General features: G+C 70.4%; 12 protein-coding genes. 5 read left to right on the top strand and 7 right to left on the bottom strand.

What is annotated here, in order from left to right:
- Positions 1 to 21: 21 nt before the first annotated feature.
- The 7 genes from A3862_RS09675 to A3862_RS09710 form a co-directional block, all read right to left on the bottom strand.
- Positions 22 to 1,161 carry an amidohydrolase/deacetylase family metallohydrolase gene (locus A3862_RS09675; protein WP_111474328.1) on the bottom strand — a complete coding sequence of 380 codons (1,140 nt, stop codon included), beginning with the start codon at positions 1,159 to 1,161 and terminating at the stop codon, positions 22 to 24.
- 133 nt (positions 1,162 to 1,294) lie between these two features.
- The gene (locus A3862_RS09680) at positions 1,295 to 2,311 is read right to left on the bottom strand and encodes an ABC transporter ATP-binding protein (RefSeq protein ID WP_043759645.1); all 1,017 of its coding nucleotides are present in this window, start codon (positions 2,309 to 2,311) and stop codon (positions 1,295 to 1,297) included.
- Positions 2,308 to 3,321 carry an ABC transporter ATP-binding protein gene (locus A3862_RS09685; protein WP_043350053.1) on the bottom strand — a complete coding sequence of 338 codons (1,014 nt, stop codon included), beginning with the start codon at positions 3,319 to 3,321 and terminating at the stop codon, positions 2,308 to 2,310. Before A3862_RS09685 ends, A3862_RS09680 begins: the two co-directional genes overlap by 4 nt.
- On the bottom strand, positions 3,321 to 4,295 hold the full coding sequence (locus A3862_RS09690) for an ABC transporter permease (RefSeq protein WP_442919053.1): 975 nt from the start codon (positions 4,293 to 4,295) through the stop codon (positions 3,321 to 3,323). The genes A3862_RS09685 and A3862_RS09690 overlap by 1 nt, the downstream gene beginning before the upstream one ends.
- Positions 4,292 to 5,233, bottom strand: coding sequence for an ABC transporter permease (locus tag A3862_RS09695; RefSeq protein WP_043350057.1), 942 nt, complete (start codon positions 5,231 to 5,233; stop codon positions 4,292 to 4,294). Before A3862_RS09695 ends, A3862_RS09690 begins: the two co-directional genes overlap by 4 nt.
- 263 nt (positions 5,234 to 5,496) lie before the next feature.
- Positions 5,497 to 7,083, bottom strand: a complete 1,587-nt coding sequence (locus A3862_RS09705) for an ABC transporter substrate-binding protein (RefSeq protein WP_043759640.1) — start codon at positions 7,081 to 7,083, stop codon at positions 5,497 to 5,499.
- Positions 7,084 to 7,519: 436 nt separating this feature from the next.
- Positions 7,520 to 8,797, bottom strand: a complete 1,278-nt coding sequence (locus A3862_RS09710; protein ID WP_043384766.1) for a polyhydroxyalkanoate depolymerase — start codon at positions 8,795 to 8,797, stop codon at positions 7,520 to 7,522.
- Between the two features lie 257 nt (positions 8,798 to 9,054).
- Here A3862_RS09710 and A3862_RS09715 point away from each other — a divergent pair, with 257 nt between their 5' ends.
- From A3862_RS09715 to purQ, 5 genes are all read left to right on the top strand, one after another.
- Positions 9,055 to 10,440, top strand: coding sequence for an ActS/PrrB/RegB family redox-sensitive histidine kinase (locus A3862_RS09715; protein WP_043350081.1), 1,386 nt, complete (start codon positions 9,055 to 9,057; stop codon positions 10,438 to 10,440).
- A 46-nt stretch (positions 10,441 to 10,486) separates the two neighbouring features.
- Positions 10,487 to 11,086, top strand: coding sequence for an ActR/PrrA/RegA family redox response regulator transcription factor (locus A3862_RS09720; protein WP_043350065.1), 600 nt, complete (start codon positions 10,487 to 10,489; stop codon positions 11,084 to 11,086).
- Positions 11,087 to 11,190: 104 nt separating this feature from the next.
- Positions 11,191 to 11,424, top strand: a complete 234-nt coding sequence (locus A3862_RS09725) for a hypothetical protein (protein ID WP_043350069.1) — start codon at positions 11,191 to 11,193, stop codon at positions 11,422 to 11,424.
- Between the two features lie 178 nt (positions 11,425 to 11,602).
- Entirely contained in the window at positions 11,603 to 11,842 is a 240-nt protein-coding gene (gene purS / locus A3862_RS09730) for a phosphoribosylformylglycinamidine synthase subunit PurS (protein WP_043350071.1), read from the top strand.
- On the top strand, positions 11,842 to 12,522 hold the full coding sequence (purQ, locus tag A3862_RS09735; protein WP_043350073.1) for a phosphoribosylformylglycinamidine synthase subunit PurQ: 681 nt from the start codon (positions 11,842 to 11,844) through the stop codon (positions 12,520 to 12,522). Before purS ends, purQ begins: the two co-directional genes overlap by 1 nt.
- The last annotated feature ends 199 nt before the right edge of the window (positions 12,523 to 12,721 follow it).

Raw genomic sequence — 12,721 nt, forward strand, 5'->3', positions numbered from 1 at the left:
GCAGGTCCGGCCCCGGCGCGGTCAGGCCGGATGCCACCACCGGCCCTTCAGCACCACGCCCTCGGCGGTGATCCGCTGGGCGCCGGTCATGGTCTCCCCCCGCGTGTCGACGTAGTCGAAGGCCCCGTCCCGCACCGCCAGCACGGTGGCGTCGCCCAGCGCCCCGACCTTCAAGGTCCCGTATTCCATGCGCTTCAGCGCCACGGCGGCGTTCACCGTGGAGGCGGCGATGACGTCGGTGAGGCTCATGCCGAGGCAGAGCATCTTCGACATGGTGGTGACTTGGTCGAAGGCCGGCCCCTCGATGCAGAGCTGGTGCACGTCCGACGAGATCGTGTCCGGCAGGAAGCCCCCCGCCAGCATGGCCCGCGCCGTCCGGAAGGCGAAGGAGCCCTTGCCGTGGCCGATGTCGAACAGCACCCCCCGCGCCCGGGCCTCGCGCAGCGCCGGCTTCACAGCGCCCTGCGCGGTCACGGGCGAGTTCGGGAAGGGCCGGAACGCGTGGGTCAGCACGTCGCCGGGGCGGAGCATGGCGAGCACGGCCTCGTAGCTCGGCGGCGGCTCGTCGATATGGGCCATCAGCGGAAGGCCGGTCTCCTCGGCGACCTGCAGGGCAATGTCCAGCGGCGCGGTACCCTGGTCGCCGGAGGCGTGGCGCCCGACCCGGACCTTGATGCCGACGATCACGTCCCGGTTGGCCTCGGCGACCTCCACGGCCTCCCGGGGCGCCATCAGCCGCGGATCCTCGCTCTCGCCGACCATGATGGTCTTCGAGAACCCGAAGATGCCCGCGAAGGAGACGTGCAGGTAGGCGAGGATCCGCGCCTGCGACCGCTCGATCACGTGGCTGCGGAAGCCCGCGAAGTTGCCGGGTCCCGCGCTGCCGGTATCCACCGAGGTGGTCACCCCGGAGGTGCGGCAGAATTCGTCGGCGTCGATGCCCAGCGACGTGCCGCCCCAATAGACATGGGTGTGCAGGTCGATCAGGCCCGGCGTGACGATGGCGCCTTCCATGTCGCGGACCTGCGTGCCCGGGCCGGCCGGCAGGTCGCGGCCGAAGCCCGAGACCCGTCCGTCCGCGAAGGCGACGTCGCAGATCCCGTCGTGGTTCTGCGACGGGTCGATGACCCGCGCGCCCTTCAGGATGAGGTCGTGCTGCACGGTTGTCTCCAAAAGCCGTCTGCAGGGATCCGATCCGTCATCGCGCGCGCAGCGAAGCGACCCAGGGATCCGCCACGCTCGGGGATCGCGCGCCGCACCGGGTTGCTTCGCTGCGCTCGCAAAGACGGCTCCGTCAGGCCGCCCGGGCCGGCGCGGCCGCGTCGTTGAGGTGGCAGGCGGCGAAATGGCCGGTGCCCACTGCGTCGAGGCCGGGCACCTCGGTCCGGCAGCGGTCGAAGGCGTGCGGGCAGCGGGTGTGGAAGCGGCAGCCGGAGGGCGGGTTGATCGGGCTCGGCACGTCGCCCTTGAGCACGATGCGGGTGCGCCCGGCCCCGGGCTCGGGGATCGGCACCGCCGAGAGCAGGGCCTGCGTGTAGGGGTGCTTCGGGGCCAAGAACAGATCGCGGCGGGGCCCGATCTCGACGATCTTGCCGAGATACATCACCGCCACCCGGTGGGTCATGTGCTCGACGATGGCGAGGTCGTGGCTGATGAACAGCATGGCGAGGTCGAGCTCGCGCTGAAGATCCCGCAGCAGGTTGACGATCTGCGCCTTCACGGAGACGTCGAGCGCCGAGACCGCCTCGTCGCAGATGATCAGGTCCGGCTCGGCGGCGAGCGCCCGGGCGATGCCGATGCGCTGGCGCTGGCCCCCCGAGAACTCGTGTGGGAACCGGCCCAGCGCCTCGCGGGGCAGGCCGACCCGCTCCATCAGGCTGGCGAGCTTCGCCTCGAGGTCGGCGGCATTGCGGGCGAGGCCGAAATTGCGGATCGGCTCGGCCAGGATCGCCCGCACCCGCATCCGCGGGTTGAGGGACGAGAACGGGTCCTGGAACACCATCTGGATGTGGCGCCGCAGGGGCCGGAGCGCTCCGGCCGAGAGGTCGTCGATGCGCCGCCCGTCGAGCACCACCTGTCCGGCGGTGGGCGCGTAGAGGCGCATCAGCGCCTTGGCGACGGTGGACTTGCCGCAGCCGGATTCGCCGACGAGCGACAGGGTCTCGCCCCGGGCGACCGTGAAGGACAGGCCGTCCACGGCCTTCAGCACGCGGGTCGACCGGCCGAACAGGCCGCCGCCGAGGGAAAAGTGCTTCTTGAGGTCGTTGACCTCCAGCAGGGTGCGGGCGGGGGGTGCGGGCGGGGCGCTCATGCCGCGAGGGCGTCCTTCGGCGCGTAGTGGCAGGCGGCGAGGTGGCCCGGCGCCTTCGGCTCCAGGGCCGGCGCGTAGGCGCGGCACAGGTCGGTCACGTCCGGACAGCGCCCGGCGAAGACGCAGCCCTCGATCCGGCCCTTCAGGCTCGGCACCATGCCGGGGATCTCGGCGAGCCGCGCGTCGGCCCCGTGCTCGACGGCGCCGAGCTTCGGCACCGCCCCCATCAGGCCCCGCGTGTAGGGATGGCGGGGCGCCCGGAACAGGTCGCGGACCGGCGCCTCCTCGACCTTGCGGCCGGCATACATCACCACCACCCGGTCGGCGACCTCGGCCACCACCCCGAGATCGTGCGTGATCAGCATGATCGCGGCCCCGACCCGGGCCTTCAGGTCGCGCATCAGGTCGAGGATCTGGGCCTGGATGGTCACGTCGAGCGCCGTGGTCGGCTCGTCGGCGATCAGGAGCTTGGGCGAGCAGGCGAGCGCGATGGCGATCATCACCCGCTGGCGCATGCCGCCGGAGAGCTGGTGCGGGTATTCCCGCACCCGGCGCCGCGGCTCGGGGATGCCGACCAGCGTCAGCATCTCGATTGCCCGCTCCTCGGCCTCGCGTCGGCCGAGCCCCTGGTGCAGGCGCAGGGTCTCGCCGATCTGGCGGCCGACCGTCAGGACCGGGTTCAGCGAGGTCATCGGCTCCTGGAAGATCACGCTGATGTCGTTGCCGCGGATCTTGCGCATGGCGCTGTTGGGCAGGTCGAGGAGGTTGGTCCCCTCGAACTTGATGGCGCCGGCAATGCGGGCCGGCGGCTCGGGCAGGAGCCGCAGGATCGACATGGACGTCACCGACTTCCCGCAGCCGGATTCGCCGACGATCGCCAGGGTCTCCCCCGACTGGATCGCGAACGAGACCCCGTCCACCGCCCGGTTCACCCCGTCGGGGGTGCGGAAATGGACCTGCAGGTTCTCGATCGACAGGAGGGGTGCGCCGCTCATGCTGCCGGTCCTCATCAGACGTCTTTCGCCATGCGGGGATCGAGGGCGTCGCGCAGGCCGTCGCCGACGAGGTTCACGGCCAGCACCGTCATCGAGAGGAAGATCGCCGGGAACAGGATGATGTAGAACTTCACCTGCCAGAGGGCCCGGCCCTCGGCCATGATGTTGCCCCAGGACGGCGTCGAGGGCGGCACGCCCGCGCCGATGAACGACAGGATCGCCTCGGTGATCATCGCGGAGGCGCAGATGTAGGTCGCCTGCACGGTCATAGGCGCCAGCGTGTTGGGCAGGATGTGGCGCCAGATGATCGCCGGCATCCGGGTGCCCGTGGTCACCGCCGCCTCGACATAGGGCTGCTCGCGCAGGGACAGGACCACGCCGCGCACGAGGCGGGCGACCCGCGGGATCTCCGCGATGGTGATCGCGATGATCACGTTCTGGACCGAGCCGCGGGTCAGCGCCATCAGCGCGACCGCGAGCAGGATCGGCGGGATCGACATCATGCCGTCGACGACCCGCATGACGATCCCGTCGAGCCAGCGCACCATGCCGGAGACGAGTCCGACCGCGAGGCCGGCGATCGAGGCGAGGAACGCCACCGAGAAGCCGACCAGCAGCGAGACCCGGGCGCCGTAGACCACCCGCGAGTAGACGTCGCGGCCGAGCATGTCGGTGCCGAACCAGTATTGCGCGGACGGAGCCCGGGTGCGCTTGGCGGGCGCCAGGGCGGTCGGGTCGACGGTGCCGAGATACGGCGCCAGCAAAGCCATCAGGAAGACGACGAGGAGCAGCACGCCCCCGACCACGATGGTCGGGTTGCGGCGGATATAGGTCCAGACCGGGCCCCGGCGCTTGCGGGCCGGGAACACGTCGGGCAGCGGCGCCGCGATGTCGAGGCCCGGCGGCGGGGGCGCCTTGGGGGCGGTCGCCTCGGACGGGGTCCCCGCCTGCGGGGCGCTGCTGGGGAAGGGCGCGACGGTCGCGGTCAATAGCGGATCCTCGGGTCGAGCACGGTGTAGAAGAGGTCGATGGCGAGGTTCACCAGCACGTAGACGAAGCTGAACAGCAGGACGACGCCCTGGATGACCGGGTAGTCGCGCCGCAGGATCGCATCGACGGTGAGGCGCCCGAGGCCGGGAATCGCGAAGACCGTCTCGGTCACCACCGCGCCGCCGATCAGCAGGGCGATGCCGATGCCGATCACGGTGACGATCGGCACCGCGGCGTTCTTGAGGGCGTGGACGAACAGGACCGGCCCCTGCCCCAGCCCCTTCGCCCGGGCGGTGCGGACGTAATCCTGCTGGAGCACGTCGAGCATGGTCGCCCGGGTCACCCGGGCGATCAGCGCGATGTAGACGAGGCCGAGCGTCACCGCCGGCAGGATCAGGTTGGACAGCCAGGGCCACAGGCCCTGCTCGATCGGCGTGTAGCCCTGGACGGGCAGCCAGCCGAGTTCGAGGGCGAAGACGTAGGCGAGCACATAGCCGACCACGAAGACCGGGACCGAGAAGCCCGTCACGGCGAGGCCCATCACGAGGCGGTCGATCAGGCTGCCGGCCTTCCAGGCGGCGACGACGCCGAGCGGCACCGCCACCACGATGGCGAAGACCAGGGTGACCAGCATCAGCGAGACGGTGGGCTGCACGCGCTGGCCGATCATGGTGGTGACCGGCAGGTTGGTGAAGATCGAGGTGCCGAGATCCCCGTGGAGGATCTGCCAGGACCATTCCCAGAACCGCACCAGGAACGGCCGGTCGAGGCCCAGCGTGGCGCGGATCCGGGCGACGTCGTCGGGCGTCGCCTGGTCGCCCGCGATGATCGCCGCCGGATCGCCGGGGGCGAAGTAGAGGAGGCTGAAGACGAACAGCCCGACCACCGCCATGACCGGGATGGTGGCGAGGATGCGCCTGCCGATATAGCCGAGCATGGGTCCTCGCTAGGCCGTGGGACGAAGGGCGCGGCGGGCGCCGCCGCACCCCCTCTCCCCTCTGCGGGGGAGGGTGGCCGCCGAAGGGGGTCGGGAGAGGGGAACCCGGCTTCCGGAAGGGGCGCGGCCTGCATGAAGGGCGAAGCCCGATCCTGCATCGTCGCTCCCCTCTCCCGACCCTCGCTGACGCGAGGGCCACCCTCCCCCGCAGAGGGGGGAGGGAGAACGCGTCGCGTTCGCCGGCATGATCACCACCCGCCCCATCACGCCTTCGACACGCCCCAGGTGAACGGGATCGGCCCCTTCACGATGCCCGAGACGTTCTTCCGCCACGCCTGGTAGCCGAGGAAGAACCCGGTCGGGACGTAGACCACGCCCTCGCAGGCGGCGGCGTTGACCTTGTCGATGGCGGCCTTCTCGGCGGCCGGGTCGGCGGCGTCGAACCATTCGGCGATGGCGGTCTCCACCGGCGGGATGTTCGGCCAGCCGAACCACGCCTTGTCGCCGCTCGCCCGCACCGCCGGGTAGCCCGCCGGGTTGATGCAGTCGGCGCCCGCGTGCCACGTGTGGAACATGTTCCAGCCGCCCTGGGACGGCGGCGCCTTGGAGGCCCGGCGGGTGCCGGTGGTGCCCCAGTCGGTGGCGACGAAGTCGACGTTGAAGCCCATCTGCTTCAAGAGGTCGGCGGTGATGTCGCCCTGCGCCTTGGTGATTCCCTGATCCTGCGCCACGATGCAGACCACCGGCTCGCCCTTGTAGCCGGCTTCCTTGAGCAGCTTCTGGCCGAGCTTGATGTCGCCCTTGCCGACGTTGCCGCCGCCCGCCTCGCTGTAGAGGGGCGTCCCCGGCGTGAAGAAACCCGGCAGCTTCTTCCACAGGCTGTCGTCGTCGCCGACGATCGCCCGCATGTAATCCTCCTGGCTCATCGCGGTCATGACCGCCTGCCGGATCTTCGGATTGTCGAAGGGCGGGTGCAGGTGGTTCATCCGGAACGAGCCGACATTGCCCAGCGGGTCGGCGATATCGACGTTGAGGTTGCTGTTCTTGCGCAGCAGCGGGACGAGGTCGGAGATCGGGTTCTCCCACCAGTCGACCTCGCCGTTCTGCAGGGCCGCCGAGGCGGTGGCGGCGTCCGGCATGATCACCCACTCGACCCGGTCGACCAGCATGCGCTTGCCGCCCGCGAGCCAGGAATTCGGCTCGTCGCGGGGCTTGTAGTCGGTGAAGGTCTCGAACACCGCCCGGGCGCCCGGCACCCACTCGTTGCGGACGAACTTCATCGGGCCCGAGCCGACATATTCGGAGATCTGCGTGAACGGGTCGGTCTTGGCGATCCGCTCCGGCATCATCAGGGCCATCGGCGCGTTGGTCTTGCCGAGCGCGTAGAGCAGCTTCGGGAAGGGCTTCTTCAGGCGCCACTGGAAGGTCTTGTCGTCGGTCGCCGCGAGGTCGTCCTGGATTCCCCGGATCATCAGGCCGATCGGGTCCCGGGCCATCCAGCGGGTGAGGCTCGCCACCACGTCCTTGGCCAGCACCGGCTCGCCGTCGTGCCACTTGAGGCCGGGGCGCAGCCGGAAGGTCCAGGTCAGCTTGTCGCCCGAGACCTCCTCGGACTCGACCATCTGGCGCTGCGGCTTCAGCTGCGCGTCGACGCCGTAGAGCATGTCCCAGACGAGGGTGCCGGCGTTGCGCACCACGTACTGGGTCCCCCAGATCGGGTCGAAATTGGCGAGGTTCGCCTGCGGCACGAAGCGCAGCACCTTCGCGCCCTGCGCCAGGGCCGGCCGCGCGATCTGCGGTGCCGCCAGCCCGAGCGCGGCCGAGCCCTTCAGGAACGTCCTGCGGTCCATCGTCTTCTCCCTGGCGGTGCGGGTCTCAGGCCCGAAGCGCCGGCCCACACCTTGCGGGCGAGTTTGAACAATTCTTAAGCAGGGGCGCAATGGCCCGGCGTGACAATGGAGCTCTGGCAAGCGCCCGCGCGACCACCGGTCTGGGGACGGAGTCGGGCTGGGCGCAGGCGGTGCGTGCGCGGGCGGTGCTTGCGCGGATCCAGGTCACGGGGCGCATCTCGCAAGCCCCGCGCCAGTCCGGCCATCACTGCGTTATGTATTCAGGATCGGCGGGGGATTTTTTCGCGCGCGGGCGCAGGGCGAGACTTCGCCGGAGCCGGTGCGGCCTCACTGCGCGGCGCGCAGCGGTCGGAGCCGTGTGAGCATCGTCGCCCGCAGGGGACGGGGCCCGTCGCGCCTGTCCCGGGCGCGGCGGGCGGAGGCTGGACGTAACGCCTCAGCCCACCTGCCGCAGGTGGCTGCCCCGCGTGCCGGGCACCGCCTGCATGGCGCGGATGAAGGCGGCGATACGGGGGGCGATCACCGCCCGGTAGCGGGAGCCGTTGAACACGCCGTAATGGCCGACGCCGGCCTGGAGATGGTAGGCCTTGCGGGCGTCGGGCAGGTTCGGCGTGAGGTCTAGGGCCGCCTTGGTCTGGCCGACGCCGGAGATGTCGTCGTTCTCGCCCTCGACCGCGAGGATCGCGCAGCGGCGGATGGCTCCGAGATCGACCAGCGTGTCCCGGTGGCGCATCCGACCCGTGGGCAGGGCGTGGTCGACGAACACGGTCTGCACGGTCTGGAGGTAGTACTCGGCCGTCAGGTCCATCACGGCGAGGTACTCGTCGTAGAATTCGCGGTGCTTCTCGGCCGAATCGCCGTCGCCCTTCACCAGGTGGTCGAACATGTCCGAATGGGCGGTGACGTGCCGGTCGAGGTTCATCGCCATGAAGCCCGACAGCTGCAGGAAGCCCGGATAGACCCGGCGCCACGCCCCCGGGTAGATCGGCGGCACGAGGCTGATCGTGTTCTGCTCGAACCACGCCTGGCCGCGCTCCTGCGCGAGGCAGTTCACCGCGGTGGGCGAGCGGCGGGTGTCGATCGGGCCACCCATCAGGGTCATGGAGGTCGGCACCGCCGGCTCGTCGGCCGCCTCCATCAGCGCCACCGCGGCGAAGACCGGCACCGCCGGCTGGCACACCGCCATGACGTGCAGGTCCGGCCCGAGGACGGCGAACATCTCCTGCAGGTAGTCGATGTAATCGTCGAGGTCGAACTGGCCCGCGAACAGCGGCACCATCCGGGCATCGGTCCAGTCGGTGACGAACACCCGGTGGTTCGGCAGCATCGCCTCGACGGTGCCGCGCAGGAGCGTGGCGTAGTGGCCCGACATCGGCGCGACGATCAGCAGCTTGGGCTGCGCCTCGGCGGGGGGCGTCGGGAAGGCGCGGTCGAAGGCGATCAGGCGGCAGAACGGCCGCTCCCAGACCACCCGCTCGGTGACCGGGACCGGCGCGCCGTCGACGACCGTCTCGGTGAAGCCGAAGGCGGGCTTGCCGTACTGGCGGGTGACGCGCTCGAACATCTCGCAGCCAGCGCTCACCGCGCGTGCATAGGGGCCGTAGGCCAGGGGGTTGCCCGGCAGCTGCAGCCCGTAGCGCGTCAGATCGGCGGCAACGCGGGCGGGCGCCATCAGGGCGCGGGCGCCCTCGTACATCGAATAGGCCAGCAGCATCGTCACCTCGCGGTCTCGGTCCGGCCGCCGGCATTGCGCCGCACGGCCCGTCCCCTGCAACCCGAATCGGTAGGATAATGCTCCACCCTGAACGCCGGTGGAACATCCCGGAGCCGCGGCGACTTGCCTGTGACCACGTTCACCAGCGACGACTTGTCCGGGTCGGCTTGCCGGGATCCCCGCCACCGCGTCATGCGGTGGGGATCCGCGAGAAGCCGGGCCGGTCGGGTCCGTCCGGCGACGCATCGAAACACAGCATGCCCGATACCGATCTCAGCGGCCTCGGCCGCGACGCCCGACACCTGCGGCTCGACACCTTCGTCCGCCTCCGCTGGCTCGCCGTCACGGGCCAGAGCGCGGCGGTGGTCGGGGCGCAGTTCGGCCTCGGCCTGCCGCTCCCCTTCGGCTGGTGCTTCCTGGTGATCGCCACCTCGTCCTGGCTGAACCTCGCCCTGCGGATCCGATTCCCCGCGAGCTACCGTCTCAGCGACGATTCGGCCGCGCTGCTGCTCGCCTTCGACATCGTGCAGCTCGCGGCTTTGCTGTTCCTCACCGGCGGGCTCCAGAATCCGTTCTCGCTGCTGTTCCTCGCCCCCGTGCTGATCTCCGCGACCGCCCTCCCGCCCGAGCGGACGCTGGCGCTGGGGCTTCTGGCGGTGGGGCTCGCGACCCTGCTCGCCCTGGTGCACCGGCCCCTGCCCTGGTTCGCCGACGGGCGGATCGAGCTGCCGTTCCTGTACGTCTCCGGCGTCTGGACGGCGATCCTGCTCGGCACCGCCTTCACGGGCGTCTACGCGTGGCGGGTGGCGGAGGAGACGCGGCTCCTCGCCCAGGCGCTCGCCGCCACCGAACTCGTGCTCGCCCGCGAGCAGCACCTGTCGCAGCTCGACGGGCTGGCGGCCGCCGCTGCCCATGAATTGGGCACGCCGCTGGGCACCATCATGGTGGTGACCAAGGAGCTGATCCGCCAGCTCGGCCCCACCGCCTCGCCGGCGGTCGCGGAGGATCTCAACCTGCTGCGCGAGCAGGTCGACCGCTGCCGCGGCATCCTCGGCAAGCTGACCTCCCTCGACGGGGACGGGGTCGGCTTCCTGGAGACGGTCACGTTCAGCCACCTCGTGGAGGAGCTGGTGGCGCCCCAGCGGGCGCTGGGCGCCGCCCTCGACGTCACCAGCGCCGGCGACGGCCCGGAGCCGGCCTGCCGCCGCAACCCGGGCGTCATGTTCGGCCTCGCCAACATCCTCGACAACGCCGTGGACTTCGCCGAGGCCCGCGTCTCCGTCGAGGGGCGCTGGACGCCCGACCGGGTCTGGATCGAGATCCGCGACGACGGGCCGGGCTTCTCCAGCGAGGTGCTGCTGCGGGCCGGCGAGCCCTACGTCACGACCCGCAGCCACGACCGGCCGCAATCCGGCGAGACCGTGGGGGCCGGGCTCGGCCTGGGCCTGTTCATCGCCAAGACCCTGATCGAGCGCTCGGGGGCGCAGCTCGCCCTGATGAACGTCGCCGCGCCGGACGCCCATGGGGCGATCGTGCGGGTCTCCTGGGCCCGCCACATCTTCGAGCGGGGGGCGGCGCCGCGACATTCTCCGGAACTCAGTATCCGCGCCCCCCTGCCACCGCGCGATGCCGTACCTATATGAGGCACAGACCAAGAACCCGACGACGAAAACCCAAAAGGAGTGTCGGATGCTCACGCAGCCCGGGACTGTGGCGGCGACCAACCCCGCCGTGATCGACGATGCCGATCCGCTGGCCGCCTTCTCCGACCGCAGCCTGTTGATCGTTGACGACGACAAGCCCTTCCAGACCCGCCTCGCCCGCGCCATGGAGAGCCGCGGCTACCACGTGCAGGTGGCCGACAGCGTCGCGGACGGCGTCTCGGCCGTCGAGGCGCGCGCCCCCGCCTTCGCGGTGATCGACATGCGCCTGGGCGACGGCAACGGCCTGGACGTGATCGCCCGCCTCAAGGAGCGCCGTCCCGAGGCCCGGGGCGTGATCCTGACCGGCTACGGCAACATCGCCACGGCGGTGACCGCGGTGAAGCTCGGCGCCTTCGACTACCTCGCCAAACCCGCCGATGCCGACGAGATCCACGGCACGCTGATGGCGCAGCCGGGCGAGCGGGCCGACCCGCCGGAGAACCCGATGTCGGCGGACCGGGTCCGCTGGGAGCACATCCAGCGCGTCTACGAGCTGTGCAGCCGCAACGTGAGCGAGACCGCCCGGCGCCTCAACATGCACCGGCGGACCCTGCAGCGGATCCTGGCCAAGCGCGCGCCGCGCTGACACGGGATCCGTCCCGTCGGTTGCATCACGCGGCCGCTCCGGGCTAGCTGCGCGCGTCCCGGACGGCGCGTCCGGGACGCGAAATCTATTCGAGGGCGGATCTCGTGAACGGGCGCAACGCCATCACCATCATCAGCATGATGGTCCTCGTCGGCACCGAGGTGTTCGCCGTGGCCATCGCGGCGGGCTGGGCCATCGCGGGCATCTTCGATCTCGGCGAGCGGGTGGGACACGTCCTGATGGGCGTGTTCAGCCTGTTCGCGGCCTGGGTCATGCTCCAGCTCTGGCGCCGGGCCACCAGCATCGAGCCGCTGCGGAGCCCGGCCACGCATCGCTGAGCGAGTGCGCCTGCTCTAGAAATATTCGTCAAGTTGCACCGAATACCGGAATTATCCCCATGCGTGCGGGGTGTTCGACAGTTCGGCGGCCTTCCTGCTAGAAGCGGTCCGCGGCGGTCTGTGTGACGATGTCGCAGGTCACACTCCCGTCCCGGACACGCGTGAGACCCGAAGATCCATGAAAGCCCGTATCATCGTCACCCTGAAGACCGGTGTGCTGGACCCGCAGGGTAAGGCGATCGAGGCCGCACTCAGATCCCTCGGCATCGAGGGCGTCGACGGCGTCCGGCAGGGCAAGGTCTTCGACATCGAGGTCTCGGCGGTCGACAGCGCCGCCGCGGAGGCGACGTTGCGCACGGCCTGCGAGAAGCTCCTGGCCAACACCGTCGTCGAGAATTACGCGATCGAGATCCTCTGATGCACGCCGCGGTCGTCGTCTTCCCGGGTTCCAACCGCGAATCGGACGTCGTCCGGGCCCTGCGGCGATCCGGCGCGCAGGTGAGCCTCGTCTGGCACGCGGACCACGAACTGCCCGCCGGCACCGACCTCGCCGTGCTGCCCGGCGGCTTCTCGTACGGCGACTACCTGCGCTGCGGCGCCATCGCCGGCCGGGCCGCCGCCATGGATGCGGTGCGGGCCCACGCGGCGCGCGGCGGACTCGTGCTCGGCATCTGCAACGGCTTCCAGATCCTGTGCGAATCCGGCCTCCTGCCAGGCGTGCTGATGCGCAACGTCGACCGGCGTTTCATCTGCCACCGCCAGACGCTCCGGGTCGAGCGCACCGACACCCGCTTCACCAGCGCCTACGCCCCGGGTCAGGTCATCGACGTCTGCGTCGCCCACGGGGAAGGCAATTACTTCGCCGATCCCGAGACGCTGGCGCGGATCGAAGGCGAGGGCCGGGTCGCCTTCCGGTACTGCGACGCCACCGGCGCCATCACCGTGGAGGCCAACCGCAACGGCTCCCTCAACGCCATCGCGGGCGTCCTGTCGGAGACCGGGAACGTGCTCGGGATGATGCCGCACCCGGAGAACTTCGTCGAAGACCTGATCGGCGGAACCGACGGGCGCGGCCTGTTCGACAGTCTGGCGGCCTGAGATCACCGGCCGAAGATTTGTATTAACTGCCGATTAAGGTTTCCGGGGCATAAAGAGGCATCCAGTGATCTGGATGTCGAGTTGGACATGTTCGTCCGCTCTGTTTTGATGCCTCCCTGATGACTCTTCGAGCCGCTCCATCCGGGGCGGCTTTTTTCTGCGCGGATGCCGGAGCGCGGATCGCGCGAGCCACGTCTTC

Origin of the sequence: Methylobacterium sp. XJLW (assembly GCF_003254375.1) — a bacterium.
Taxonomy (GTDB): Bacteria; Pseudomonadota; Alphaproteobacteria; order Rhizobiales; family Beijerinckiaceae; genus Methylobacterium; species Methylobacterium fujisawaense.